General features: G+C 43.2%; 40 protein-coding genes and 1 rRNA gene. 4 read left to right on the plus strand and 37 right to left on the minus strand.

Going from position 1 to position 25,342, the window contains the following annotated elements; translation table 11 throughout:
- Nucleotides 1–73: 73 nt before the first annotated feature.
- Nucleotides 74–1,627: ribosomal RNA gene (locus MKZ02_RS01740) — 16S ribosomal RNA — on the minus strand.
- 458 nt (nucleotides 1,628–2,085) lie between these two features.
- Nucleotides 2,086–2,340 carry a hypothetical protein gene (locus MKZ02_RS01745; protein WP_120035888.1) on the minus strand — a complete coding sequence of 85 codons (255 nt, stop codon included), beginning with the start codon at nucleotides 2,338–2,340 and terminating at the stop codon, nucleotides 2,086–2,088.
- 128 nt (nucleotides 2,341–2,468) lie between these two features.
- Here MKZ02_RS01745 and MKZ02_RS01750 point away from each other — a divergent pair, with 128 nt between their 5' ends.
- On the plus strand, nucleotides 2,469–3,215 hold the full coding sequence (locus tag MKZ02_RS01750) for a polysaccharide deacetylase family protein (RefSeq protein ID WP_120035887.1): 747 nt from the start codon (nucleotides 2,469–2,471) through the stop codon (nucleotides 3,213–3,215).
- A gap of 23 nt (nucleotides 3,216–3,238) precedes the next feature.
- Here MKZ02_RS01750 and MKZ02_RS01755 read toward each other — a convergent pair whose 3' ends face one another.
- Complete coding sequence (locus MKZ02_RS01755; RefSeq protein ID WP_340851556.1) at nucleotides 3,239–3,850, minus strand: KinB-signaling pathway activation protein; 612 nt, start codon at nucleotides 3,848–3,850, stop codon at nucleotides 3,239–3,241.
- A 142-nt stretch (nucleotides 3,851–3,992) separates the two neighbouring features.
- Between MKZ02_RS01755 and gerD the strand changes: the two genes are divergently transcribed.
- Nucleotides 3,993–4,583, plus strand: coding sequence for a spore germination lipoprotein GerD (gene gerD, locus MKZ02_RS01760; protein WP_340851559.1), 591 nt, complete (start codon nucleotides 3,993–3,995; stop codon nucleotides 4,581–4,583).
- Between the two features lie 100 nt (nucleotides 4,584–4,683).
- Here the strand turns inward: gerD and MKZ02_RS01765 are convergent, their stop codons facing one another.
- The 4 genes from MKZ02_RS01765 to MKZ02_RS01780 form a co-directional block, all read right to left on the minus strand.
- The gene (locus MKZ02_RS01765; RefSeq protein ID WP_120038044.1) at nucleotides 4,684–5,742 is read right to left on the minus strand and encodes an Mrp/NBP35 family ATP-binding protein; all 1,059 of its coding nucleotides are present in this window, start codon (nucleotides 5,740–5,742) and stop codon (nucleotides 4,684–4,686) included.
- Between the two features lie 84 nt (nucleotides 5,743–5,826).
- On the minus strand, nucleotides 5,827–6,531 hold the full coding sequence (gene cwlD / locus MKZ02_RS01770) for an N-acetylmuramoyl-L-alanine amidase CwlD (RefSeq protein WP_340851560.1): 705 nt from the start codon (nucleotides 6,529–6,531) through the stop codon (nucleotides 5,827–5,829).
- Nucleotides 6,532–6,660: 129 nt separating this feature from the next.
- Nucleotides 6,661–6,828, minus strand: coding sequence for a hypothetical protein (locus tag MKZ02_RS01775; RefSeq protein ID WP_182917059.1), 168 nt, complete (start codon nucleotides 6,826–6,828; stop codon nucleotides 6,661–6,663).
- Between the two features lie 115 nt (nucleotides 6,829–6,943).
- Nucleotides 6,944–7,429: a staygreen family protein gene (locus tag MKZ02_RS01780; RefSeq protein ID WP_340851562.1), complete on the minus strand. Its 486-nt coding sequence runs from the start codon at nucleotides 7,427–7,429 to the stop codon at nucleotides 6,944–6,946.
- 321 nt (nucleotides 7,430–7,750) lie between these two features.
- Between MKZ02_RS01780 and MKZ02_RS01785 the strand changes: the two genes are divergently transcribed.
- Nucleotides 7,751–9,022, plus strand: coding sequence for a cation:dicarboxylate symporter family transporter (locus MKZ02_RS01785; protein WP_120035882.1), 1,272 nt, complete (start codon nucleotides 7,751–7,753; stop codon nucleotides 9,020–9,022).
- A gap of 138 nt (nucleotides 9,023–9,160) precedes the next feature.
- Here MKZ02_RS01785 and rpsI read toward each other — a convergent pair whose 3' ends face one another.
- From rpsI to MKZ02_RS01815, 6 genes are all read right to left on the minus strand, one after another.
- Complete coding sequence (gene rpsI / locus MKZ02_RS01790) at nucleotides 9,161–9,553, minus strand: 30S ribosomal protein S9 (RefSeq protein ID WP_120035881.1); 393 nt, start codon at nucleotides 9,551–9,553, stop codon at nucleotides 9,161–9,163.
- A gap of 22 nt (nucleotides 9,554–9,575) precedes the next feature.
- A complete protein-coding gene (gene rplM, locus MKZ02_RS01795) occupies nucleotides 9,576–10,013 on the minus strand; it encodes a 50S ribosomal protein L13 (protein ID WP_120035880.1) in 438 nt (145 codons plus the stop codon).
- Between the two features lie 195 nt (nucleotides 10,014–10,208).
- On the minus strand, nucleotides 10,209–10,943 hold the full coding sequence (gene truA, locus MKZ02_RS01800) for a tRNA pseudouridine(38-40) synthase TruA (RefSeq protein WP_259455806.1): 735 nt from the start codon (nucleotides 10,941–10,943) through the stop codon (nucleotides 10,209–10,211).
- A 15-nt stretch (nucleotides 10,944–10,958) separates the two neighbouring features.
- Entirely contained in the window at nucleotides 10,959–11,756 is a 798-nt protein-coding gene (locus tag MKZ02_RS01805) for an energy-coupling factor transporter transmembrane component T family protein (RefSeq protein WP_340851564.1), read from the minus strand.
- Nucleotides 11,753–12,622: an energy-coupling factor ABC transporter ATP-binding protein gene (locus tag MKZ02_RS01810; protein WP_120035877.1), complete on the minus strand. Its 870-nt coding sequence runs from the start codon at nucleotides 12,620–12,622 to the stop codon at nucleotides 11,753–11,755. The genes MKZ02_RS01805 and MKZ02_RS01810 overlap by 4 nt, the downstream gene beginning before the upstream one ends.
- On the minus strand, nucleotides 12,598–13,437 hold the full coding sequence (locus MKZ02_RS01815) for an energy-coupling factor ABC transporter ATP-binding protein (protein ID WP_340851566.1): 840 nt from the start codon (nucleotides 13,435–13,437) through the stop codon (nucleotides 12,598–12,600). Before MKZ02_RS01815 ends, MKZ02_RS01810 begins: the two co-directional genes overlap by 25 nt.
- Before the next feature lie 119 nt (nucleotides 13,438–13,556).
- Between MKZ02_RS01815 and MKZ02_RS01820 the strand changes: the two genes are divergently transcribed.
- Nucleotides 13,557–13,727: a hypothetical protein gene (locus tag MKZ02_RS01820; protein WP_182917058.1), complete on the plus strand. Its 171-nt coding sequence runs from the start codon at nucleotides 13,557–13,559 to the stop codon at nucleotides 13,725–13,727.
- Here MKZ02_RS01820 and rplQ read toward each other — a convergent pair.
- The 24 genes from rplQ to rplV form a co-directional block, all read right to left on the minus strand.
- The gene (gene rplQ / locus MKZ02_RS01825) at nucleotides 13,711–14,106 is read right to left on the minus strand and encodes a 50S ribosomal protein L17 (protein ID WP_120035876.1); all 396 of its coding nucleotides are present in this window, start codon (nucleotides 14,104–14,106) and stop codon (nucleotides 13,711–13,713) included. The genes MKZ02_RS01820 and rplQ overlap by 17 nt on opposite strands.
- A gap of 41 nt (nucleotides 14,107–14,147) precedes the next feature.
- A complete protein-coding gene (locus MKZ02_RS01830) occupies nucleotides 14,148–15,092 on the minus strand; it encodes a DNA-directed RNA polymerase subunit alpha (RefSeq protein WP_340851568.1) in 945 nt (314 codons plus the stop codon).
- Nucleotides 15,093–15,263: 171 nt separating this feature from the next.
- Nucleotides 15,264–15,653 (minus strand): 30S ribosomal protein S11, encoded by a 390-nt coding sequence (gene rpsK / locus MKZ02_RS01835; protein WP_041101845.1) that lies wholly within the window; start codon nucleotides 15,651–15,653, stop codon nucleotides 15,264–15,266.
- 25 nt (nucleotides 15,654–15,678) lie between these two features.
- Nucleotides 15,679–16,044 (minus strand): 30S ribosomal protein S13, encoded by a 366-nt coding sequence (gene rpsM / locus MKZ02_RS01840; RefSeq protein WP_120035875.1) that lies wholly within the window; start codon nucleotides 16,042–16,044, stop codon nucleotides 15,679–15,681.
- Between the two features lie 24 nt (nucleotides 16,045–16,068).
- Nucleotides 16,069–16,182, minus strand: coding sequence for a 50S ribosomal protein L36 (gene rpmJ, locus MKZ02_RS01845; RefSeq protein WP_000868344.1), 114 nt, complete (start codon nucleotides 16,180–16,182; stop codon nucleotides 16,069–16,071).
- 35 nt (nucleotides 16,183–16,217) lie between these two features.
- Nucleotides 16,218–16,436: a translation initiation factor IF-1 gene (gene infA / locus MKZ02_RS01850; RefSeq protein ID WP_049659390.1), complete on the minus strand. Its 219-nt coding sequence runs from the start codon at nucleotides 16,434–16,436 to the stop codon at nucleotides 16,218–16,220.
- 101 nt (nucleotides 16,437–16,537) lie between these two features.
- Nucleotides 16,538–17,284 (minus strand): type I methionyl aminopeptidase, encoded by a 747-nt coding sequence (gene map, locus MKZ02_RS01855; RefSeq protein WP_120035874.1) that lies wholly within the window; start codon nucleotides 17,282–17,284, stop codon nucleotides 16,538–16,540.
- On the minus strand, nucleotides 17,284–17,934 hold the full coding sequence (locus tag MKZ02_RS01860) for an adenylate kinase (RefSeq protein ID WP_120035873.1): 651 nt from the start codon (nucleotides 17,932–17,934) through the stop codon (nucleotides 17,284–17,286). Before MKZ02_RS01860 ends, map begins: the two co-directional genes overlap by 1 nt.
- A 48-nt stretch (nucleotides 17,935–17,982) precedes the next feature.
- The gene (gene secY, locus MKZ02_RS01865; RefSeq protein WP_120035872.1) at nucleotides 17,983–19,284 is read right to left on the minus strand and encodes a preprotein translocase subunit SecY; all 1,302 of its coding nucleotides are present in this window, start codon (nucleotides 19,282–19,284) and stop codon (nucleotides 17,983–17,985) included.
- Nucleotides 19,284–19,724 (minus strand): 50S ribosomal protein L15, encoded by a 441-nt coding sequence (gene rplO / locus MKZ02_RS01870; RefSeq protein ID WP_120035871.1) that lies wholly within the window; start codon nucleotides 19,722–19,724, stop codon nucleotides 19,284–19,286. The genes secY and rplO overlap by 1 nt, the downstream gene beginning before the upstream one ends.
- A gap of 32 nt (nucleotides 19,725–19,756) precedes the next feature.
- A complete protein-coding gene (gene rpmD / locus MKZ02_RS01875) occupies nucleotides 19,757–19,939 on the minus strand; it encodes a 50S ribosomal protein L30 (RefSeq protein WP_120035870.1) in 183 nt (60 codons plus the stop codon).
- A 13-nt stretch (nucleotides 19,940–19,952) separates the two neighbouring features.
- A complete protein-coding gene (gene rpsE / locus MKZ02_RS01880) occupies nucleotides 19,953–20,453 on the minus strand; it encodes a 30S ribosomal protein S5 (protein ID WP_049659380.1) in 501 nt (166 codons plus the stop codon).
- A 21-nt stretch (nucleotides 20,454–20,474) separates the two neighbouring features.
- On the minus strand, nucleotides 20,475–20,837 hold the full coding sequence (gene rplR, locus MKZ02_RS01885; protein ID WP_120035869.1) for a 50S ribosomal protein L18: 363 nt from the start codon (nucleotides 20,835–20,837) through the stop codon (nucleotides 20,475–20,477).
- Between the two features lie 32 nt (nucleotides 20,838–20,869).
- Nucleotides 20,870–21,406, minus strand: a complete 537-nt coding sequence (rplF, locus tag MKZ02_RS01890) for a 50S ribosomal protein L6 (RefSeq protein ID WP_340851576.1) — start codon at nucleotides 21,404–21,406, stop codon at nucleotides 20,870–20,872.
- 30 nt (nucleotides 21,407–21,436) lie between these two features.
- Nucleotides 21,437–21,835, minus strand: coding sequence for a 30S ribosomal protein S8 (rpsH, locus tag MKZ02_RS01895; RefSeq protein WP_041101755.1), 399 nt, complete (start codon nucleotides 21,833–21,835; stop codon nucleotides 21,437–21,439).
- Between the two features lie 29 nt (nucleotides 21,836–21,864).
- A complete protein-coding gene (gene rpsN / locus MKZ02_RS01900) occupies nucleotides 21,865–22,050 on the minus strand; it encodes a 30S ribosomal protein S14 (RefSeq protein WP_001085700.1) in 186 nt (61 codons plus the stop codon).
- A gap of 25 nt (nucleotides 22,051–22,075) precedes the next feature.
- Complete coding sequence (gene rplE / locus MKZ02_RS01905) at nucleotides 22,076–22,615, minus strand: 50S ribosomal protein L5 (RefSeq protein ID WP_120035867.1); 540 nt, start codon at nucleotides 22,613–22,615, stop codon at nucleotides 22,076–22,078.
- A gap of 30 nt (nucleotides 22,616–22,645) precedes the next feature.
- Nucleotides 22,646–22,957, minus strand: coding sequence for a 50S ribosomal protein L24 (gene rplX / locus MKZ02_RS01910; protein WP_041101761.1), 312 nt, complete (start codon nucleotides 22,955–22,957; stop codon nucleotides 22,646–22,648).
- 46 nt (nucleotides 22,958–23,003) lie between these two features.
- Nucleotides 23,004–23,372, minus strand: a complete 369-nt coding sequence (rplN, locus tag MKZ02_RS01915) for a 50S ribosomal protein L14 (protein WP_041101762.1) — start codon at nucleotides 23,370–23,372, stop codon at nucleotides 23,004–23,006.
- A 47-nt stretch (nucleotides 23,373–23,419) separates the two neighbouring features.
- Entirely contained in the window at nucleotides 23,420–23,683 is a 264-nt protein-coding gene (gene rpsQ / locus MKZ02_RS01920) for a 30S ribosomal protein S17 (protein WP_041101764.1), read from the minus strand.
- Between the two features lie 19 nt (nucleotides 23,684–23,702).
- The gene (rpmC, locus tag MKZ02_RS01925) at nucleotides 23,703–23,906 is read right to left on the minus strand and encodes a 50S ribosomal protein L29 (RefSeq protein WP_120035866.1); all 204 of its coding nucleotides are present in this window, start codon (nucleotides 23,904–23,906) and stop codon (nucleotides 23,703–23,705) included.
- Nucleotides 23,896–24,330, minus strand: a complete 435-nt coding sequence (gene rplP / locus MKZ02_RS01930) for a 50S ribosomal protein L16 (protein ID WP_120035865.1) — start codon at nucleotides 24,328–24,330, stop codon at nucleotides 23,896–23,898. The genes rpmC and rplP overlap by 11 nt, the downstream gene beginning before the upstream one ends.
- 2 nt (nucleotides 24,331–24,332) lie before the next feature.
- Entirely contained in the window at nucleotides 24,333–24,989 is a 657-nt protein-coding gene (gene rpsC / locus MKZ02_RS01935) for a 30S ribosomal protein S3 (protein ID WP_049659366.1), read from the minus strand.
- 3 nt (nucleotides 24,990–24,992) lie between these two features.
- Entirely contained in the window at nucleotides 24,993–25,334 is a 342-nt protein-coding gene (gene rplV, locus MKZ02_RS01940) for a 50S ribosomal protein L22 (RefSeq protein WP_120035864.1), read from the minus strand.
- Between the last annotated feature and the right edge of the window lie 8 nt (nucleotides 25,335–25,342).

The following is a 25,342-nucleotide window of genomic DNA, read 5'->3' on the forward strand; positions in this document are numbered from 1 at the left end:
CGTTTGTGAGAACAGCGTTCTCTGTTGCTACTACGTGCGGCTAAAAGCCTGACACGGTTCACAATTTCCTTAGAAAGGAGGTGATCCAGCCGCACCTTCCGATACGGCTACCTTGTTACGACTTCACCCCAATCATCTGCCCCACCTTAGGCGGCTGGCTCCCGTAAGGGTTACCCCACCGACTTCGGGTGTTGCAAACTCTCGTGGTGTGACGGGCGGTGTGTACAAGGCCCGGGAACGTATTCACCGCGGCATGCTGATCCGCGATTACTAGCGATTCCGGCTTCATGCAGGCGAGTTGCAGCCTGCAATCCGAACTGAGAATGGTTTTATGGGATTGGCTAAACCTTGCGGTCTTGCAGCCCTTTGTACCATCCATTGTAGCACGTGTGTAGCCCAGGTCATAAGGGGCATGATGATTTGACGTCATCCCCACCTTCCTCCGGTTTGTCACCGGCAGTCACCTTAGAGTGCCCAACTGAATGCTGGCAACTAAGATCAAGGGTTGCGCTCGTTGCGGGACTTAACCCAACATCTCACGACACGAGCTGACGACAACCATGCACCACCTGTCACCGCTGTCCCCGAAGGGAAAGATCTGTCTCCAGACCGGTCAGCGGGATGTCAAGACCTGGTAAGGTTCTTCGCGTTGCTTCGAATTAAACCACATGCTCCACCGCTTGTGCGGGCCCCCGTCAATTCCTTTGAGTTTCAGCCTTGCGGCCGTACTCCCCAGGCGGAGTGCTTAATGCGTTAGCTGCAGCACTGAAGGGCGGAAACCCTCCAACACTTAGCACTCATCGTTTACGGCGTGGACTACCAGGGTATCTAATCCTGTTCGCTCCCCACGCTTTCGCGCCTCAGCGTCAGTTACAGACCAGAGAGCCGCCTTCGCCACTGGTGTTCCTCCACATCTCTACGCATTTCACCGCTACACGTGGAATTCCGCTCTCCTCTTCTGCACTCAAGCCTCCCAGTTTCCAATGACCCTCCACGGTTGAGCCGTGGGCTTTCACATCAGACTTAAGAAGCCGCCTGCGCGCGCTTTACGCCCAATAATTCCGGACAACGCTTGCCACCTACGTATTACCGCGGCTGCTGGCACGTAGTTAGCCGTGGCTTTCTGGTCAGGTACCGTCAAGGTACCAACAGTTACTTTGGTACTTGTTCTTCCCTGACAACAGAGCTTTACGATCCGAAAACCTTCTTCACTCACGCGGCGTTGCTCCGTCAGACTTTCGTCCATTGCGGAAGATTCCCTACTGCTGCCTCCCGTAGGAGTCTGGGCCGTGTCTCAGTCCCAGTGTGGCCGATCACCCTCTCAGGTCGGCTACGCATCGTCGCCTTGGTGAGCCGTTACCTCACCAACTAGCTAATGCGCCGCGGGTCCATCTGTAAGTGACAGCTAAAAGCCGCCTTTCCATTCTTCTTCATGCGAAGAAAAAGAATATCCGGTATTAGCCCCGGTTTCCCGGAGTTATCCCAGTCTTACAGGCAGGTTACCCACGTGTTACTCACCCGTCCGCCGCTAACTTGAACAGAGCAAGCTCCGTCAAGTCCGCTCGACTTGCATGTATTAGGCACGCCGCCAGCGTTCGTCCTGAGCCAGGATCAAACTCTCCAAAAAGATGTTTGACTTGCTCATAATTTAAAAATAAGAATTAACTTACTGGCATGTATTTTGTTCAGTTTTCAAAGATCAATTTTTCTTTTGTCTTTAACAGCGACTTGATCATCATAACACTTTTACCATTTTCAAGTCAACAGTTATTTTTTATTTTCAAATCTTTCATCAGCTGCTTTGTTTTCAGCGACAATTAGTAATTTAACACACACAAAAGATTTTTGTCAACAAGTTATTTTATAATAAATTTTTTCACTCATAACAAATCATTATTCAATAGAAAAAAGGCTAATCTCTCTACAGAATGACTAGCCCTGCCTCTTCTTTGTAAATGGCCAATTACTCCTTTTTACTATACCTTTTAACTGTCTTGAATAGGCTCTTTCCTTCTCTCCATCATTCTTTTTGCGTATTATGCGAAAAACCCCTTTTCTCCAGATTCCATAAATGATCCTTTTATGTCAGGCATCAAAGGAAGAAGCTGACGATTGCTCTTTTTCAGCCGACATTTTATAGGCTAAGTACTTCATACATTCTTCTTCAGCAGCTACTCTTTTAAACAATTTAAACAGCCGCACGTATTTTTTCTTCATAGAGCGCTTAACGGACTCATCTATCCTTGAATCACCGAGATCGAATAGTATTTCATCCATTTCCCGCTTGATCAAATAATAAATTTCTCGCTTTTCTTCTTCGCTAATTAACAATGCCAGCATCTCATCACCCGTTTTTCTTTTTTATTCAATGTCATACTACTATGCTATTCGGCAAATCTATTTGTTTGTCATAATATTTGTGTACATGCTCATAAAGTTGAATAAGATGATTTTAGCGGAGGGAGAACATGACGTTCTTTTATAGTGTGCATATGAAAAAAACGAAGCAGTTCTTGTTACTTATTTCAGTTTCATTCTTTACAGCTATTTTATTGTTTACCCAAAATCTTTTAAGTATTCCTGTTTTTTTAGAAAAAGAGTCTCCAAAAGCAATTTATAAGGGAGAAAATGGAATAGCTTTAACTTTTGACATTGGATGGGGCGATGAAAAAGCGGGACAGATTTTGCATACGCTCATTCGTCATAAAGCTAAAGCAACCTTTTTCTTGTCAGCTTCTTGGGCAGAACGCCATCCAGATCTCGTGAAAAAAATGAAAGATCACCACTTTGAAATTGGCTTGTTAGGTTATAACTATGTCGACTACACGTCTATGGAAAAAGCTGAAATTAGGAAAGACTTGCTTAAAGCTCAAGAAGTATTTAAAAAGCTGCAAATCGAAGAAATTAAATTAGTTCGAGCACCGACAGGCCACTTTAACCAAGAGGTATTAAAGATCGTAAACGAAATGAATTTGACTTATGTGCACTGGAGCATTGATACAAATGATTGGAGAAACCCAGGAACTGCTTCAATTCTATCTAAGGTGAAAGCAGCCAAAAACGGTGATATTATCTTTATGCACGCATCCGATTCAGCTAAACAAACAAATGCTGTTCTTCCACAAATTATTGATATCTCAAGATCATCCGACAAACTGGTAACAGTATCGGAACTAATCGCCAATGGAGAAGTCGAAACCAAACTTATCCCCTAATTCAAAACAAAAAAGCAGGGCCTTTAGGCTCCGCTTTTTTTAGATGGGCGTTGATTATATTTAGGCAAAGCCAGCAACTGAAAGGCATTACATGGCAATAGAGTAAACAACATAATATACAGCCATCTCGTTTCATTCGCCTGAAGTACCGGCAACCATTCTAGAACAGTAACCACTACCATAAAAAACAAAGCAGAAATGAATACGCTCTTGTTGGATTGCTTCGCTTTGAAAAATGAAACTATCAGACCAATTACAAAAAGCAAGACAGCTAAGCCAATGTAGGGAAAAATAGATTCCCCTTTATCAGCAAATGCTTGAAAGCGAAAATAGATAAGATCGAATAAAACAAATGCGATAATGACAAACTGTACACTATTCCAAAATGACCGGAACATGCTTGCTCCAAATTGATGAACAGTTAAATAAGCAAAAAAACCCATTTGACTAATTACGCTAAATGTAAACCCAACAAACACATGCCAAGTTAAAATAGAAAAAAGATCTTTCCATCCCCCTGTACTGATTAACGGAGATAATTCATCCCAGCGAATAAAAAAGCCGAGAATGCTGGCAGCTACTCCGCCAATCAATAATGTATGTACAAAAAACCTGATCCAATTCCGGATTGTCACCTTGTTACCCCCAACTATATAGTTATGCTCTCCTGATTGTAACAATGAAGATAAAAAAAATCTAGGCACGGCTGCAGCCTTGAATAATTTCTTTGTCACTGCTCATATTAAAAATAAGAAAAGGCTAGAAAGGAGCTTCTTTATGTGGAAACCTGTCTTGCCGCTCCTCTTTCTCGTTTTTTTCTTGGCGGCTTGCGGAGGGGGTGCGGCCGATGCTGGAACGGCTCAAATGGATTATGATGCGACCAAAAAAATGGTCGTTGATATATTAAAAACAGATGATGGAAAAAAGGCTCTTCAAGACATGATGGAGGATGAAAAAGTAAAGCAACAACTCGTCATGGATCAGGAAATGATCACTAAAACGATTGAAGACACCCTAACCTCCGAAAAAGGCAAAAAGTTCTGGAAAGAAGCTTTTAAAGATCCGGCATTTGCCAGCGCCATTGCTAAGGGAATGAGGAATGAACAAGAGGATTTATTAAAGACGCTTATGAAAGATCCTCAATATCAGGACATGATGCTCAGTATTATGCAGGACCCAGAATACGAGAAAAATGTAACACAACTGATGAAGAGTAAAGAATACCGTGAGCACTTGCAAAAAATAATGAATGAGACTTTCGAGAGTCCTTTATATAAAGCAAAAATACAGGATATTTTACTGAAAGCGGCAGCAGAAGAAGCAAACGCAGGCGGGGGAAAAGAGAAGAAGCAAGGCGGAAGCTCTTGATCCAAGATTAAACCTTAACACTCCTTTACCCACTGATAGATGTACAAAGCCTTTTCCTACAACTAAAACAGCCGGGAGGATTCTCACCGGCTGTCTTTTTTTATTTGTCGTTTAATTTATTGACTACTTTTTCTGCGATTTCTTGATAAATCTTCCCAAGCCTGTGATCGGCCGCATAAATGGACGGAGCGAACTCTTCTTCATTCCAATCTGGCTGTTCAAGCGGCAGGCGCCCTAATATTTCCGTACGAAGCTCTTCTGCCAATTTGTCTCCGCCTCCGCGCCCGAATACGTATTCCTTTTCTCCCGTCTTCTTGCTTTCAAAGTAAGCCATGTTTTCAATGACGCCAATAACTTCATGATCCGTCCGTAAAGCCATAGCTCCGGCCCGGGCTGCAACGAAAGCGGCCGTCGGATGCGGGGTAGAGACAATGATTTCCTTGGAATGAGGGATCATCGAGTGAACATCAAGCGCTACGTCGCCTGTTCCCGGCGGCAAATCAAGCAACAAGTAATCCAACTCCCCCCATTCTACTTCTTGGAAGAAGTTATTGAGCATTTTTCCGAGCATCGGACCACGCCAAATAACAGGAGCATTGTCTTCCACAAAGAAGCCCATAGAAATAACCTTTACGCCAAAGCGCTCAACAGGGACGATTTTATCTCCACGGACAACAGGACGTTGCTCAATTCCCATCATATCCGGTACGCTAAACCCGTAAATATCAGCATCCACGAGTCCAACCTTCTTCCCTAAACGGGCAAGAGCTACAGCAAGGTTGACGGAAACAGTCGATTTACCGACACCGCCCTTTCCGCTTGCAATAGCGATGAACGTTGTCTGACTATCCGGCGACAACAGATTATGATCCTGATGGCTTTCTGAACTGCGGTACCTGGCAAGCACATCTTCCGGAAGCTCTGAAAAGCGAATACCAACTGTTTGTGCGCCCGCTGCTTTTAACGCTTCAACAATTTGCATTTGGAACGGCAGTTGTTCTGCCGTGCCTGTCTGGGCAATGGCTACTTTGACACTTACATGCTGCTTTTCTTCTTTGACACTAATATCGACAATACCGTTTGTTTCTGCCAACGTTTTATGTAAAATGGGGTCGTTCATTTGACTTAGAATATCTCGTACTTGTTCTGGCGTTACCAAACTATCCACCATCCTTTATCTCTTTCATTTCTCTTACAGTATACCATAACCACCCATCAAAAAAAGGGCAGGACTCTCTTGTCCTTATCCCTCTTTGTCATCCATATGTTTCATAATCCCTTTATAAATAGATGCTGCCACTTTCTCCTGGTATTCTTCCGTTGACAAATTCCGCTTCTCTTCAGGGTTGGAAAGAAAACCAATCTCAACCAACGCTCCTGGCTTTTTTGCATACTTTAGCAAATAGACATGGTTAATGGCTTTTGCTTCTCTATTCGTATTTTCAAGATTTAAGACAAGTTCATATTGGAGAGCCTTCGCTAATTCTTTATTTTCCTCTATATGCGGGGCATAAAAAGTTTGTGCCCCTCTCCAGCGCGGGGAAGGAATGGCATTTAAATGAATGCTTACAAAAAGGTCCGCTTCAGAATCATTAATTAACTGAAGCCGTTTTTTTAAATCCTCCGTTTTTCGCGAGCGGTATGATTGTATATCTGAAGGAGCTAGGTCTACATCCTTCTCTCTTGTCATTAAAACGATCGCTCCCTGCTCCTGCAAATAATCGCGAACTTTCTTAGTGACTGCCAGAGCAATATCTTTTTCCAGCGTGTCCCTATCTCCCGCTCCGCCATCCGGTCCGCCATGCCCGGCATCTAAATAGATAATTTTTCCTGAAAGTGGCATACTCCATGGCTTCCAAGACATATAATTAGTGTTTAAAAATTGAATGACAAAAACAAGGATGGCACCGCTCAGCAAGAAAGCAATCCATCTTTTCCATCCTCTCATCCAACTCCCCCTTTTCCTCTCCTGTTGACATCATATGGGACAAGTGAGGGAATTATGAGTGAGTATATAAAAAAGCTGGACCGACCCTTTCTTTTCTGCTTCCTTGCTTTATGGGCTTATGATTGATTCTTACTCATTGCCTCGCCCTTTTCTCCCAAGGTTAGAGTTCCGATTTGCTCCTTTCATCGGATCTTCTCCATCCGCAAACTCTACAGAGTAATCAGCTTCCTCAATGTTCTTCTTTGGGGTTTTCGCATATTTCTCTACTGCATTTCTCTCTGCTTTCCGCTTAGCCATCTCCTCACCTCTTTTCCTTAGTGACAGCAAACTACTATTAGCGTCTCCTTTTCCTTACTTTCATATTCATGGCTGAACTTGTCACCTTCACCACGAAAAGCTATAATACCAAAGATCATAGCCTGGCTAATCGGAATCCCGAAGAAATTTGTTTTACATATTGACGGGGTGTGCCATAGTAAAAAACGTGACTGTACTCCGGATAAGTGGAATCATAGTAGACAAAGATAGGAGCATCTAGCAAAGCCGGATAGTTATAGTAAAACGGCCAGTCGCCATATACGATTCCTGTTATCGCTGTACCGATTTCTTTCTGGAATAGATTAAACCGGAGACCTGAAACCTCTTTCCTAAACTCTCCACTATCTACATACGCCTTCCCGGCCAAATACAACCGGCCTTCCCAATCTTTTTTCCACTCGGCCAGCACTTCATCCCGCATTTTCCAATTGATTGCCTTGCAGTTATATACATATCCAACGTCCAAAAATAATTTAGCTGTCACATCCGAATGGGTGAGCGTATATTTTCTTCCTTCTGCCGGCTGAACAAATGTAGCAGGCGGGGTAAGCTGTACAAATAACTTTTGCAGGTCAAACACCGATTGTGATCTCCTCTCCGTGAATAAAAATCCCTTTTACACTTTATACACCTAGCCTATCGCCCGCTTCTTCATAAAAGAACAGCCCATTTGGCATCATAATGATAGTGTCCAAATGGGTTCCCACTTCCCCTTTTCGGCCCGCATTGTTCCATGCACAAACGTACAATTGATCCGTTCCTTCATCGCGCGTGGAAAATTTAGGTATTTTTCTTATTGATAAAATATTTTATTACAAAGGTGTGAAAAATTTTAAAACAGGGAAGAAAGGAAAAGACATAGGTTTAGAGATCAAAGAGGATGAGAAAGTAGGGTAACAATATGAAAAAGAAGTTCAGGTTTTCACTGGCTTATCAAATTTTAGCTGGCTTAATTTTAGGGATTATCGTTGGAGCGGTATTTTACGGGCATCCGGGTGTAGAAAAGTATCTGCAGCCCCTAGGAACGATATTTCTAAATATGATCAAAATGATCGTCGTGCCGATTATCATCTCCACGCTTGTCTTAGGAGTGGCAGGCACCGGAGACCTGAAACAATTAGGCAAAATCGGCGGGAAAACGATTCTCTATTTTGAAGCAGTGACGACTGTGGCTATCTTAGTCGGCCTGCTGTCTGCGAATTTGTTCCATCCTGGCTCCGGGATTGATATGTCAAGCCTAGAAAAAGGCAATATCGACGAATATATGAAAACAACGAAAGAAGTAGAGAGCGAGGATCACGGTCCCCTACAGATTCTTGTGGACATCGTTCCAACAAACATTGTGAGCTCAATGGCGAATGCCGATATGTTGCAAATCATTTTCTTCACAGTCCTCTTTGGACTGGGAATTGCAGCGATTGGTGATAAAGGGAAACCGGTGCTGGTCTTCTTCGAGGGAGTGGCAGATGCCATGTTCTGGGTGACGAACTTAATCATGCGTTTTGCTCCGTTCGGCGTCTTTGGACTGATTGCCGTGACAGTTTCAAAATTCGGCCTAGCCTCGTTAGTGCCGCTCGGAAAGCTCATGATTCTCGTCTACGCCACCATGATTTTCTTTATCTTATTTGTGCTGGGTGGAATCGCAAAACTAATAGGCATTAATATCTTCCATCTCCTTCGTGTCCTGAAAGATGAATTGTTGCTCGCCTATTCAACGTCTAGCTCGGAGACCGTATTGCCAAAAATCATCGAAAAAATGGAAAGGTTCGGCAGTCCAAAAGATATCGTATCATTTGTCGTTCCGACGGGCTATTCATTTAACTTGGACGGTTCCACGCTTTATCAGGCTATCGCCGCCTTGTTTATCGCCCAGATGTACGATATCCATTTGAGCATCACTCATCAGATCACTCTTGTCCTGGTGCTCATGGTCACCTCGAAAGGAATCGCCGGTGTGCCGGGCGTGTCATTTGTCGTTCTGTTGGCTACACTCGGCTCGGTCGGCATCCCGCTCGAAGGATTGGCCTTCATCGCAGGGATCGATCGACTGCTCGATATGGCGCGTACCGTTGTCAATGTGGTTGGGAATTCCTTGGCAACTATCGTTATTTCCAAGTGGGAACACCGCTTCGATGACGCCAAGCGGACCGCCTACTATGAAACCTACAAATAAGCGAAACGACCGGCTCTCTAAGAACAGCCGGTCGTTTTTTTTTATTCGAGAATCTATGGGGGACGCCCTTCTTCTCTGCGTGCCAAACAAAAAAGACCCCCAACCAAAATGGTTGAGAGCCTTTGAAAACGCCAATAATTAACGTTTTGAGAACTGAGGTGCACGACGAGCTGCTTTAAGACCGTATTTTTTACGTTCTTTCATACGTGCATCACGAGTTAAGTAGCCAGCGCGTTTTAATACTGCACGGTACTCAGGGTCTACATGAAGAAGCGCACGTGCGATACCATGACGGATCGCTCCCGCTTGTCCAGTGTAGCCGCCTCCTTGTACGTTTACAAGTACATCATAGCTGCCAGTTGTTTCAGTTGCTACAAGCGGCTGCTTGATTACTGTACGTAATGCTTCGAATGGGATATAGTCTTCTACGTCACGTCCATTGATGACGATTCTTCCGTCTCCAGGTACTAAGCGCACACGAGCAACAGAGCTCTTGCGGCGACCTGTTCCGATATATTGAACTTGTGCCAAGATAATAACCTCCTCTTAATAATTAGCCGCGAAGTTCGTAAACTTCCGGTTGTTGAGCTTGGTGCTTATGTTCAGAACCAGCGTATACGTGTAATTTTTTAGCCATTTGACGACCTAAAGAACCTTTTGGAAGCATGCCTTTGATTGCAAGCTCAAGCATTCTTTCAGGGTAGTTTGTGCGCATTTCGTTAGCAGTACGAGTTTTCAAACCGCCTGGATACATGCTGTGACGGTAGTAAATTTTGTCCGCTAATTTGTTGCCTGTTAATTCGATTTTTTCTGCATTGATGATAATAACATGATCACCAGTGTCAACATGTGGTGTGAATGTTGGTTTATGTTTACCGCGTAAAATAGACGCAACTTCGCTGGAAAGACGGCCTAGTGTTTGGCCTGCAGCGTCGATCACGTACCATTTACGTTCGATTTCGCCTGCTTTTGCCATATAAGTCGTACGCATTGGTATTTGCCCTCCTAAAAATAAATTAATTGTTTCAATGTTCATCGTATTTTATTTATATCACGAATAAGTTTCCGGGGCTTATCGTGGGGTTAAATAACGTACCATAGGATATAATATAACTTCCTAGAGTCAATGTCAAGAAAAAATGTGACACCCGGGCTAGTTGCCATGGCAACCGATGTATTAGAAAGCTTAATAAAGTACTTTCCATAAATACAATCCTTCTGCCGGTGCGGTTTTTCCTGCCAGTGAACGGTCGCAGCCGGCAAGAATAGACGGCATGTCTTCAGGGCTCAACTTTCCCTTGCCTGCTTCCATTAATGTCCCAGCAATGATACGGACCATATTATATAAAAATCCGTTTCCGGCCACCCGCAGTTCTATTTCTTCTCCGCTTTGGATAACCTCCAGCTTAGTAATGGTTCTTACTTTATCCTCTACTTCTGTTTTCGCTGAACAGAAGCTTGTAAAGTCATGAGTGCCAATTAACGAGTGAGCGGCCTCTTGCATAAGCGAAGCATCCAATTCTACCGGGGAATGACAAGCATAAAAGCGGTTAAAAGGATCGCGAACTGCATTCTGATAAATTTTATAACGGTACTCTTTACCGACCGCTGAAAAACGCGCATGAAAGGAATCAGCAACGATTTCAGCTTGTTTTACAGCTATATCATCAGGAAGACGGCTGTTAAGCGCCGACGGCCAGCGGTCATCCGGAACAGAGAGCGGTGTATCAAAATGGATTACTTGCCCTCTCGCATGAACACCCGCATCCGTCCGTCCGGATGCTGTCACTCTTACTTCCCTTCCCTTATGAATAACAGCCAGTGCTTTCTCCAACTCCTCCTGGACAGTGCGACTGTGCGGTTGTACCTGGTAGCCGGAAAATCGGGCTCCATCATAAGCAATCGTGCATTTCACTCGCAGCATATTATCACTCCATTAACTTCTTGCCCACCACAACAGGGCAGCCAGTACTATCAGCAGAACTAGGGCTGCTGTGTCTTTCCCCTGCCAGTGCAAGAGACGATACTTCGTCCGGCCCTCTCCCCCGCGGTAGCCGCGTGCTTCCATAGCTATAGCCAACTCTTCCGCTCGCTTAAAAGAGCTGACAAACAAAGGAATCAACAACGGAACAACTGCTTTTACTCTATCTTTAATCGGACCGCTTGAAAAGTCCGCTCCCCTGGCCATTTGTGCTTTCATAATTTTATCTGTTTCATCCATTAGGGTTGGAATAAAACGAAGAGAAATCGACATCATCAGAGCCAACTCGTGGACTGGCAGCTTCAGCTTTTTAAAAGGCTTTAGCAAACTTTCCAAACCATCTGTAATAGAGATAGGGGAAGTTGTCAAAGTAAGTAAAGACGTAACGAAGATCAATAGGAGAAAGCGCAGAGAAATGAAAGCCCCCTGTCTAACCCCGCCCTCATATACCTTTAAAAAACCTGCCTGAAACAGTAAATCTCCTTCTTTTGTCAAAAAGATATGGAGCAAAAATGTGAAAGCGACAATCCAAATAACCGGCTTTAGACCAGCCAGCAAAAAACGTATATTAATCTTTGATAAATACACCAGCATAAGGGTAAAAACGGTCAATACGCCATAAGAGAGCACGTTATTTGCCAAAAAGACGACAATTACGAATCCAAATATAAATAACAGCTTAGCACGCGGATCAAGCTGGTGAACGACCGATTGAAGCGGTAAATAACGCCCAAAAATCATTTTCTCCATCATTGGTCGTCACCCCGCTTTTTTGCACGCGCTAGCTCTTCGGCCAGTTCTTCAATCGTCAGGCAAGTTCTGTCCAGCTTGATGCCAGATACTTCCTCAAAGCGGTGCTGAAAGCGAACAACTTCCGGAACACTAAGACCACAAGCAGCTAGTTCATCTGGCTGAGAAAACAACTCCCGAGGCTTTCCATGCTTATGGACTCTTCCTTTATGCATAACAATCATCTCGTCCGCATATAAAGCCGCATCCTCCATGCTGTGGGTGACTAATATGGTAGATAGGCCGCGTTCTTTATGAAGAGCATAAAACATGTCCATAATTTCTTTCCGGCCTCGCGGATCTAACCCAGCCGTCGGCTCATCCAGCACAAGAACTTCCGGTTCCATTGCCAACACACCTGCAATTGCTACCCGTCTCATCTGGCCGCCTGATAAATCAAAAGGGGACTTTTGCAAGACCTCTTCAGGCAGACCTACCTGGCGGATTAATAATTGGGCTCGCTCTTTTGCTTCTTCCTCTGATACACCAAAATTGATCGGCCCATAGCAAATATCCTTTTCGACCGTTTCTTCAAATAACTGATGTTCAGGAAATTGAAAGACCGTCCCTACTTTTTTGCGAACGGACTTCAAGTTCTTTTCTTTCTTTCCTGCAGTGATTACCCGGTCTCCAATGATTACTTGCCCCTTTGTAGGCTGCAATAAGGCATTAAGGTGCTGGATAATCGTTGATTTGCCAGAGCCAGTGTGACCGATTACGGCTAAAAACACTCCCTCTGGAATAGCAAAGCTAACGTCCTTGATAGCCAGACGTTCAAAAGGCGTTCCTGCTGCATAGCGGTATTCTACTTCTTGAAGTTGGATGTCCATAGCTCTCTCACCAGCTCTTCTTCTGTTAAATAATTGCTCGCAATCTCGAAGTCTTGCAAACGAAGGACTCCGCTCAATTTGACTGGAAAGGGTACATCAAGGCCGAGTTCGACTAACTCTTCGTTCATCTGAAAAATCTCTTCTGGTGTGCCTTCCCGGTAGACCGATCCTTTATTTAAAACAATAATACGATCAGCACGAGCGGCTTCTTCCAAGTCGTGCGTAATGGAGATAACGGTTAAATCCTGCTCTTCCTTCAACTGCCGGACGGTTTGAAGCACTTCTTCTCTCCCCCGCGGATCAAGCATAGATGTTGCTTCATCCAATAAAATAATGTCTGGCTGAAGAGCAATCACTCCGGCGATCGCTACACGCTGCTTCTGTCCACCGGAAAGATGGTGCGGCTCTTGATTCAGAAAATCCAGCATGCCTACGCGCTGAAGTGATTTTTCTACTCGCTCTACCATCACTTCATGCAATACTCCATTATTTTCTAACCCAAAAGCCACATCATCTTGTACTGTCGTGCCGACAAATTGATTGTCAGGGTTTTGAAATACCATGCCAAGGCGTCTGCGTATGTCCCAGACAAACTCATCTTTCAAGGGGAAATTACAGATTGTTACCTCGCCTTCTTGCGGATAGTGGAGGCCGTTCAGCATTTTCGCAAGCGTCGATTTTCCTGAGCCATTGTGACCGACAATCGCCAGCCACTCACCTTTCGCCACACTTAATGTAATATCTTTTAAAGCGTATTCCTGCTGCTCTGGATAACGAAAGTCGACATGGTTAATCGAAATAATCGTCTCTTTCATGACTTCCCTCTTTTCTCAGTTGAATAGACGGACAAAAGATTCTGAATACAAAAAAAGCCCGCACCCCATTCCAAGGAAAAAATTCCTGCCCGTAAAGCAGCCTCTTAAACTGGTTAAGAGTGGAAGGGGTACATGAGCTAGACGAGTCATCTAAACGAATGCTCATCGTAACGCTCAAGCTTCAAATGATTCAGTCTTTAACGAAAGTTATAAGAAAAGGGCAAAACACAGCCACGCTGGAAGGTTCTGCCCTTGTTGTGGTTTTATCGAAAATTAAACAAGCTCAATAATAACCATTGGTGCACCGTCACCACGACGAGGACCGATTTTCATGATGCGCGTATAACCGCCTTGGCGCTCGTTATAACGAGGAGCTACATCAGAGAAAAGTTTTTGCAATGCATAAACTGGTTTTTCTTTCATTTTGCCGTCTTTTCCTTCAACTTCAACAGTTGATGCTACTTCATTGCGAAGGAATGCAGCTGCTTGGCGGCGTGCATGTAAATCACCGCGTTTACCAAGTGTAATCATTTTTTCGACAACTGAGCGAAGCTCTTTTGCGCGTGCTTCAGTTGTTTCAATACGCTCACTGATGATCAAGTCAGTTGTTAAATCACGAAGCATCGCTTTACGTTGAGCGCTTGTACGTCCTAGCTTTCTGTAAGCCATGAAGATACCCTCCTTTGTTGAGTTTTACTTTTATTAGATGATCAATCTTCTTTTTTCAGGCCTAATCCGAGCTCATCCAGCTTTGCCTTCACTTCTTCAAGTGACTTACGGCCAAGATTTCGGACCTTCATCATATCTTCTTCACTCTTATTAGCAAGCTCTTGCACCGTATTGATGCCAGCACGCTTTAAGCAGTTATAAGAACGGACGGAGAGATCAAGTTCTTCAATTGTCATTTCAAGAACTTTTTCTTTTTGGTCTTCTTCTTTTTCTACCATAATTTCAGCATTTTGAGCTTCGTCTGTTAAACCAACGAAGATGTTTAAGTGCTCAGTTAAGATTTTGGCACCTAAAGAAATAGCTTCTTTCGGGCCGATACTGCCATCAGTCCACACATCCAATGAGAGTTTATCATAATTCGTTAACTGCCCCACGCGAGTGCTTTCCACTTGATAGTTTACACGGGCAACCGGAGTGTAGATGGAGTCAACTGGAATGACACCAATTGGATGATCTTCCTTTTTATTTTGATCAGCAGGATTATAGCCTCTTCCACGCTGTGCAGTAAGACGCATACGGAAATGAGCGTTTTCTCCTAAAGTAGCAATATGCAAATCAGGATTTAAAATCTCTACATCACTGTCATGCGTAATATCAGCAGCCGTCACTACACCGCTTCCCTGTACATCTATCTCTAGCGTTTTCTCCTCATCCGAGTAGATTTTAAGCGCCAGTTTCTTAATGTTTAAGATAATAGATGTAACATCTTCCACGACACCTTCAACAGTTGAAAATTCATGCAGTACTCCATCAATTTGAATGGATGTAACAGCAGCACCTGGAAGTGAAGATAATAGTATGCGACGTAAGGAGTTACCCAAAGTTGTACCATACCCACGCTCAAGTGGTTCTACAACGAATTTCCCATGAGTGGCATCATCGCTGATCTCGACCGTTTCAATTTTTGGCTTTTCAATTTCGATCATTCAATTATACCTCCTTCAATACGTCGAAACTCCGGCTTAGATGGTTCAACCGAAATTTCCCCATGTTTACGTTCCCGACTGTGCACCACAACTGGTTTAGTAGTCCTGTAACGAGCGCAACATTCAATTATATCCCATTATTGCCAAAGATATAATTATTATACAGGAAAATTAAACACGGCGACGTTTTGGAGGGCGGCATCCGTTGTGAGGAACAGGAGTAACGTCCTTAATAGCAGTTACTTCAAGACCTGCAGCTTGTAAAGCACGAATAGCAGCTTCACGGCCAGAACCAGGACCTTTAACTGTTACTTCAAGAGATTTCATGCCATGTTCCATTGATGCTTTCGCAGCTGTTTCAGCAGCCATTTGAGCCGCGAATGGAGTAGATTTACGAGAGCCTCTAAATCCAAGGGCACCTGCACTAGACCAAGCGAGAGCATTACCATGAACGTCTGTAATTGTTACGATTGTATTGTTAAATGTTGAGCGAATGTGTGCAATACCTAATTCGATATTCTTTTTCACACGACGCTTACGAGATTGTTGTTTACGAGCCATGTCTTACATTGACCTCCTTTACCTATTATTTTTTCTTGTTAGCTACAGTTTTACGAGGACCTTTACGAGTACGAGCATTGTTCTTCGTATTTTGTCCACGAACTGGCAAGCCACGACGATGACGGATACCGCGGTAAGAACCGATCTCCATTAAACGTTTAATGTTAAGAGATACTTCACGGCGAAGATCACCCTCAACTTTTAATTTGTCAATGATATCACGAATTTTATTTAATTCGTCTTCTGTCAGATCACGTACACGAGTGTCTTCAGAAACACCGGCTTCAGCCAGGATTTTTTGGGCAGTCGGTCTGCCAATACCAAAGATGTAAGTTAATGAGATAACTACACGCTTGTCGCGTGGAATATCAACACCTGCTACACGTGCCATATGAATGTGCACCTCCTATTCAGATTAACCTTGTTTTTGTTTATGTTTAGGGTTTTCACAAATAACCATTACTTTGCCGCGTCTGCGAATGACTTTACATTTCTCACAGATTGGCTTTACTGATGGTCTAACTTTCATTTTTTCCAACCTCCTTATAGTCCGGAGTGCATAAGTTATTTATAGCGGTAAGTAATACGTCCGCGCGTTAAATCGTAAGGAGAAAGTTCAACAGTTACCTTATCTCCAGGCAGAATGCGGATAAAATGCATACGGATCTTTCCAGATACGTGGGCAAGAACAGTATGGCCATTTTCTAATTCTACCTTAAACATAGCGTTAGGCAAAGTTTCAACTACAGTACCTTCAATTTCAATTACATCGTCTTTCGCCATTCTTTACTCTCCCTTCTCTTTTCATACAGAACCCGCTGCAAATTAAGCGGCCCTGGTTATTAGACTCTATTTGAACCAACTTCTGGAGAAGCACATATGTGTTAGGCTTTAGTTAAAATCTCAAAACCTGTTTCGGTAATTGCAACTGTATGTTCGAAGTGAGCACACATTTTCCCGTCTTGGGTTACAACTGTCCAGTTATCTCCAAGTGTTTTTACATAGCGGCTTCCAGCATTCACCATCGGTTCGATTGCAAGCACCATTCCAGGTTTGAGCTTTGGACCTTTGCCAGGCGGACCGTAATGAGGAATTTGTGGATCCTCATGCAAGTTTTGACCAATCCCGTGTCCTACATACTCACGCACTATAGAAAAGCCGTAGGATTCTACATATGTTTGAATCGCATGGGAGATGTTTGAAAGACGTTCACCCGGCTTCGCTTCCTCTAAACCAATAAAAAGCGATTCCTCAGTTACTTTCAACAGCTGCTGGACGTCAGAAGAGACGTTGCCAACAGGGTAAGTCCAGGCAGAATCACCATGATACCCTCGATAGTTAGCCCCAATGTCCAGACTAATGACATCGCCCTCTTTTAAAACCCGGTCTCCAGGAATGCCGTGAACAAGCTCTTCGTTAACAGATGTACAAATGCTGCCACGAAAACCATTATACCCTTTAAAAGAAGGAATTGCATTATGCTGTCTAATAAATTTTTCTGCAATCTCGTCTAACTGTTTCGTGCTTATACCGGGAGAGATAAACCTCTGCAGCTCCTTGTGCGTCAAAGCCACAATCCGTCCTGCTTCTCTCATAATCTCTATCTCTCGAGGGGTTTTGCAAATGATCATTAATTTAAGCCTTTCAGAAGCTGGTCAATGTCTTCGAAGACCTTGCCGATTTCCTGCTGGCCATTAATATCTTTTAAATAACCTTTTTGCCGATAGAAATCTAGTAATGGTTCAGTTTGTTTTAAATTGACATCCAGACGATTTTGAACAGTTTCTTCATTATCATCTGCACGTTGATAAAGTTCCCCGCCGCAACGGTCACATTTGCCTTCAACAGCTGGCGGATTAAATACAAGATGGTAAGTAGCTCCGCAGCTTTTACAAATTCGGCGACCTGTTAAACGTGCCATAAGAATTTCTTTATCAACATCTACGTTGATAACGTAATCTATTTTCTTCCCAAGGGCTTCTAAGATGCCTTCAAGCGCTTCTGCTTGAGCAACTGTTCTTGGAAATCCATCGAGAAGAAAACCGTCTTGACAATCTAATTTGCTCAATCTTTCGCGAACAATTCCGATTGTCACTTCGTCAGGGACAAGTGCGCCTTGATCCATAAAGGATTTAGCTTTTAGTCCAAGCTCTGTTCCCTCTTTCATCGCCGCACGGAACATGTCGCCTGTAGAAATGTGCGGAATGCCATATTTTTCAACAATTCGTTCGGCCTGCGTGCCTTTTCCGGCTCCTGGCAGTCCCATTAATACTAGATTCATTTGTGTTTCCCCCCTCAGTCTGATTCGAGACGTGCAACAGCTTGCCTTTTATTTTATAAAGCCTTTGTAATGGCGTTTGACAAGCTGGGCTTCCAATTGCTTCATTGTTTCCAATGCAACTCCAACTACGATCAGCAAGCTTGTGCCGCCAATTTGTGCAGCTGGTGGAAGACCTGCAAATTTAATAAAGAATACAGGAAGAATGGAGATGACAGACAGGAATATTGCTCCAACAAATGTTAAGCGGTATAAAACGCTTGTTAGATAATCCTGCGTGTTTTTCCCAGGACGAATGCCTGGAATGTATCCACCTTGTTTCTTCAAATTATCGGCTAATTGCTCCGGATTGACTTGAATAAACGCATAGAAATACGTAAATGCGACGATCAATGTTACGTAAATAATCATACCGATCGGTTTATGGTAGTCAAAGATGTTTTGAATAGTCGTTGTTACATCATTCGAACCAAAGAAAGACGAGAGTGTTTGCGGCGTAACCAAAAAGGCTACCGCAAAAATGACAGGAATAACTCCAGCAGCATTTACTTTCAAAGGTAAATGTGTTGATTGAGCGCCTCTTGCTCCCATTCCGCCTTCTCCTGTTACACGCTTGGCATATTGAATTGGAATCTTACGCAATGCCTGCTGAAAGAAGATAACACCGACGATAATTGCTAACACCGCCAAAGCAATCAATAATAGCACGACAATTCGCAGGAAGAGCTGCTCGCCCGCTCCTTCAATTTGCTGCGCATAAATCTGATTTGCTATATTTGGGAGCGCTGCAACAATCCCAGCAAAGATAATAACTGAAATTCCGTTACCGACACCTTTAGAAGTGATCAATTCCCCAAGCCACATAAGAAAGGCTGTACCCGCAGTTAATACGAGTGCAATAAGGAGATAAGCGCCTACGCTGTTGCTCTCAACTAGCATACCGCCATATAAACGGTTGAAGCCATAAGACATTCCGAACGCCTGGATAAAACCAAGTACGATTGTGAAATATCTCGTAAATTGTGCGAGCTTGCGTCGGCCAACCTCCCCTTGCTTTGACCATTCCGTGAACTTAGGAACTACATCCATTTGCAAAAGCTGAACGATGATAGAAGCAGTGATATAAGGCATAATTCCCATAGCAAGAATGGAGAAGTTTTGCAGCGCTCCTCCTCCAAAAGTATTAAGGAAACCAATTAATCCTGCCTGCTCCTGCATCTTCAGTACATCTGCATTAACGTACGGAACAGGAATAAATGTGCCGATACGGAACACAATTAACATAAGAAGGGTGAATATAATTTTTCTTCTTATATCACCCACACGCATAAAATTGGAGATTGTGCGAAACATTAAATCACCTCAGTCTTACCGCCGGCAGCTTCAATTGCTTCTTGAGCAGCAGAAGAGAATTTATGAGCTTTTACAGTCAATTTCTTCTCAACGTTACCTTTAGCAAGAATTTTGATTCCTGCTTTTTCGCTGCTGACAACACCAGTTTCAATAAGAAGTTCTGGTGTGACTTCTGTGCCTTCATCAAAGCGATTTAATGCATCAAGGTTAACAATCGCATACTCTTTTCTGTTGATGTTAGTAAAACCACGTTTTGGCAAGCGACGGAATAAAGGAGTTTGTCCCCCTTCAAATCCTAGACGTACACCACCGCCAGAACGAGCTTTTTGTCCTTTATGTCCTTTACCAGCAGTTTTACCATTGCCAGAACCGGGACCACGTCCAACACGATTGCGAGTTTTACGAGAACCTTCAGCAGGTCGTAATTCATGAAGTTTCATGTTCGTGCACCTCCTTATTCTCTAGATTAAAATTATTTTTCGTTGACAGTCACTAAGTGAGATACTTTGTTAATCATACCTCTGATTGCTGCGTTATCTTGGTGTTCCACGGTTTGATGCATTTTGCGAAGACCAAGAGCTTTAACTGTTTCACGTTGATCTTTCGGACGACCGATCAAGCTGCGAGTGAGGGTGATTGATAATTTTTCAGCCATTGTAAATCCCTCCTTATCCTAACAGTTCTTCTACTGATTTTCCGCGTAATTTAGCAACGTCTTCTGCACGCTTCAATTGTTTGATTCCTTCAAGAGTAGCGCGTACCATGTTGATTGGTGTATTTGAACCGTGTGATTTAGAAAGAATGTTTTCTACTCCGCCAAGCTCAAGTACCGCACGAACTGGTCCACCAGCGATAACCCCAGTACCTTCAGAAGCAGGTTTCAAAAGGATTTCGCCACCGCCAAAACGGCCAATTACTTCGTGTGGAATTGTTGTTCCAACGATCGGAATAGCAATTAGATTTTTCTTTGCATCTTCAATCGCTTTGCGGATAGCATCAGGTACTTCTTGTGCTTTACCCGTTCCAAAGCCTACGTGTCCGTTTTTGTCACCGACAACCACAAGCGCAGTAAAACGGAAGCGACGGCCACCCTTTACTACCTTTGCTACACGATTGACCGTAACTACACGTTCTTCAAGTTCAAGTTTATTTGGATCAATGCGACGCATTAATTTGTCCCTCCTTCTTTATTAGAATTCCAGTCCATTTTCGCGTGCTGCTTCTGCTAAAGCTTTTACGCGACCATGATATAAGTAACCTCCGCGGTCAAATACTACGGATTTGATTCCTTTTTCGCTCGCTCTTTTAGCAACTAATTCGCCAACTTTGGCAGCTGCTTCAGCATTGCCTGTTTTTTCTAAACCGAAGTCTTTTTCAATTGTAGAAGCACTGGCAATTGTTACACCGTTCACATCATCAATCACTTGTGCATACAAATGCTGATTAGAACGGAAGATATTTAAGCGTGGACGAGACGCCGTACCGCTGATTTTTGAACGAACACGAACATGTCTCTTTTTACGCGTTTTATTCTTATCTTGCTTCGTAATCATTGTGGTCACTCCTTTCGTTTACTTAAGCGACATTACTTACCTGTCTTACCTTCTTTGCGGCGTACGTGTTCGCCTTCATAACGGATACCTTTGCCTTTGTAAGGCTCTGGCGGGCGTGTTGCACGAACATTCGCAGCAAAAGCGCCAACGCGTTCTTTGCTGATCCCTTTAACGATTACTTTTGTGTTAGAAGGAACTTCAACTTCTACACCTTTTTCAGGCTCCATTTCAACCGGATGAGAGTATCCAACGTTCAGAACAAGCTTGTTTCCTTGTTTTTGAGCACGGTATCCAACCCCGATTAATTCAAGAGACTTTTCGAAACCTTTAGATACACCTTCTACCATGTTCGATAAAAGCGCACGAGTCGTACCATGGTTAGTGCGGTGTTCTTTAGAATCAGAAGGACGAGAAATTGTAACGACATTGCCTTCGATCTCAATAATCATATCTTTGTTAAACGTTCTAACAAGCTCACCTTTTGGTCCTTTAACAGTAACTGTGTTGTTGTCGTTTGTTACTGTTACGCCTTCTGGAAGCTCAATAGGTTTTTTTCCTACACGAGACATTATGTTGCACCTCCATTCATTACAAGAATATTACCAAACGTATGCTAATACTTCTCCGCCCACTTGCTTAGCACGGGCTTCTTTATCTGTTAACACACCGTTAGATGTTGATACAAGAGCAATACCTAAACCGTTAAGTACTCTTGGCATTTCATCAGCTTTTGCGTATACGCGCAAACCAGGTTTGCTGATACGTTTTAAACCAGTGATAACACGTTCGTTGTTCGCTCCATATTTTAAGAAAATACGAATTACGCCTTGCTTGTTGTCTTCGATAAATTCTACGTCGCGTACGAAACCTTCACGCTTTAAAATTTCAGCGATTTCCTTCTTGATATTAGAAGCAGGTACTTCTAATTTCTCGTGACGCACCATGTTCGCATTGCGAATGCGAGTCAACAAATCTGCAATAGGATCTGTCATAACCATTCTATTTACCTCCTTCCCAATTCGGGGTATTACCAGCTAGCTTTTTTAACACCAGGAATTTGTCCTTTATATGCAAGTTCACGGAAACAAATACGGCAAAGCTTAAATTTGCGGTATACAGAGTGTGGACGCCCACAGCGTTCGCAGCGTGTATACTCTTGCACCTTAAATTTAGGTGTGCGTTTTTGCTTCGCAATCATTGATTTTTTAGCCACATTTTCGCCTCCCTTTTTATAGAGATTACTTTTGGAACGGCATTCCAAGTTGAGTTAACAATTCGCGAGCTTCTTCATCAGTGTTCGCAGTTGTCACAATTACGATATCCATCCCGCGGATTTTGCTTACTTTATCATAATCAATTTCAGGGAAGATCAATTGTTCTTTCACACCAAGTGTGTAGTTGCCGCGTCCGTCAAATGCTTTTTTAGAAACACCACGGAAGTCACGTACACGTGGAAGTGAAACAGCGATTAATTTATCAAGGAATTCGTACATACGCTCACCGCGTAATGTAACTTTCGCTCCGATCGGCATACCTTCACGAAGACGGAAGCCTGCAATTGAGTTTTTAGCACGTGTGATCAATGGCTTTTGACCAGTGATAAGTGCTAATTCTTCGACAGCTGTATCAAGTGCTTTCGCGTTTTGAACAGCATCGCCTACCCCCATGTTAACTACGATTTTGTCAACTTTCGGTACTTGCATTACTGATTTGTAATTAAATTTATTCATTAAAGCAGGTGTAATTTCTTCATTAAACTTTGCTTTAAGGCGGTTCATATAGTGTACCTCCCTTCATTAACAGACTTATTATTTATCTAAAGTTTCACCAGATTTTTTTGCTACACGTACTTTTTTACCGTCAACCACTTTAAATCCTACGCGAGTAGGTTCGTTCGTTTTTGGATCTAAAAGCATGACGTTAGAAACGTGAATAGGTGCCTCCTGGCTAATAATTCCGCCTTGCGGATTTACTTGAGAAGGTTTAGCATGTTTTTTCACAATGTTGATTCCTTCTACAAGCACACGGTCCTTTTTAGGAAATGCTGCAAGCACGATGCCTGTTTTTCCTTTGTCTTTGCCCGTGATGACCATTACTTTATCGCCTTTTTTAACATTCATTTTATCGCACCTCCTTGAATGGCCAAGTTGATAAAATTGCTTTCATTTAGATTACTTCCGGAGCAAGAGAAACAATTTTCATAAAGTTGCTGTCACGTAATTCACGCGCAACCGGGCCAAAGATACGAGTTCCACGAGGGCTCTTGTCATCTTTAATGATTACGCACGCATTTTCATCGAAACGGATATAAGATCCATCGTTACGGCGCATTCCACGTTTTGTACGTACGATAACAGCTTTTACTACGTCACCCTTCTTGACAACGCCGCCTGGTGTTGCTTGTTTCACCGTGCAGACGATGATGTCTCCGACATTTGCAGTTTTACGGCCAGAGCCACCAAGAACTTTGATCGTTAACACTTCACGAGCTCCTGAGTTGTCAGCTACTTTCAAACGAGATTCTTGTTGGATCATTTATGTTACCTCCCTTCGGATTCACTTTCTATCCGAACAATAATGAATTAGATAATAACTGCTTTTTCTACAACTTCAACTAAACGGAAGCGTTTCGTAGCAGATAACGGGCGAGTTTCCATGATGCGGACAACGTCACCGATTTTTGCTTCATTCAGCTCATCATGAGCTTTGAATTTTTTAGAGTACTTAACGCGTTTGCCGTAAAGAGAGTGCTTTTTGTAAGTTTCTACAAGAACAGTAACTGTTTTGTCCATTTTGTCAGACACAACACGTCCAGTATAAACTTTACGTTGATTACGTTCACTCATTGTGCAAACCTCCTCTCAATTATCGATTGTTAACATCGATCTCTCTTTGACGAATAACAGTTTTCATACGAGCGATCGCTTTGCGTACTTCACGGATGCGAGCAGTGTTTTCAAGTTGACCAGTCGCTAATTGGAAACGAAGATTAAAGAGCTCTTCTTTTAAAGACTTAAGTTTTTGCTCAATTTCGGCAGTGGTTAATTCAACAATCTCATTAGCCTTCATTTGATTCACCACCAATTTCTTCTCGTTTTACAAATTTACATTTAACCGGTAATTTGTGTGCTGCAAGACGAAGAGCTTCACGAGCTACCTCTTCAGAGACACCAGCAATTTCAAACATGATTTTCCCTGGTTTTACTACAGCTACCCATCCTTCAGGAGCACCTTTACCGGAACCCATCCGAACTTCAAGAGGCTTTGCAGTGTAAGGCTTATGTGGGAAAATTTTGATCCATACTTTACCGCCACGTTTCATGTAACGAGTCATCGCAATACGGGCAGCTTCGATCTGGCGGTTTGTGATCCAAGAGGCTTCAAGAGCTTGTAGACCGTATTCGCCAAATGCTACTTCTGTGCCGCCTTTTGCTTGACCGCGCATTTTTCCACGGTGCACACGACGGTATTTTACGCGTTTAGGCAATAACATGATTATTTTCCTCCTTCCTCAGACTTCTTCTTCGTAGGAAGAACCTCTCCACGATAAATCCATACTTTCACGCCAAGCTTACCATAAGTAGTGTCAGCTTCAACATGCGCATAGTCGATGTCCGCGCGAAGTGTATGAAGTGGAACTGTTCCTTCACTATAGTGTTCAGCACGAGCGATATCTGCGCCGCCAAGACGTCCAGAAACCTGTGTTTTGATTCCTTTTGCACCAGCGCGAATTGTGCGTTGGATCGCTTGCTTTTGCGCACGACGGAAAGATACACGGTTTTCTAATTGACGAGCGATGTTTTCTGCTACAAGTTTAGCATCTAAATCTGCTCTTTTAATTTCAACGATGTTAATATGAACACGTTTGCCAGTTAGTTGATTTAAAGACTTACGAAGTGCTTCAACCTCAGATCCACCTTTACCAATAACCATACCAGGCTTCGCTGTATGAATAGTAATGTTGATGCGGTTAGCAGCACGTTCAATTTCAATTCGAGATACGGAAGCATCTTTCAAGCGGCTCTCGATATATTCACGAACTTTAAGATCTTCATGTAAAAGGCTTGCGTAATCTTTCTCCGCGTACCATTTTGAATCCCAGTCACGGATGATACCGACACGTAAACCATTAGGATGTACTTTTTGACCCACGAATTATCCCTCCTTCTTTTCTGATACCACGATTGTGATGTGGCTTGTACGTTTGTTAATTGCGCTTGCACGTCCCATTGCACGTGGACGGAAACGTTTTAAAGTTGGACCCTCGTCAACGAACACTTTTTTAACAAAAAGGTTGTTAACATCCATGTCATAGTTGTGTTCTGCGTTAGCAATTGCAGAGTTAAGTAATTTTTCAACGACAGGAGATGCAGCTTTTGGTGTGTGACGCAAAATAGCTACCGCTTCTCCCACTTGCTTTCCTCGAATCAGATCAACCACTAAACGTGCTTTACGAGGAGCAATACGAACTGTTCTTACAACAGCTTTTGCTTCCATCAGGATAC

This window comes from Pseudobacillus sp. FSL P4-0506 (assembly GCF_038003025.1).
Taxonomy (GTDB): domain Bacteria; phylum Bacillota; class Bacilli; order Bacillales; family Domibacillaceae; genus Pseudobacillus.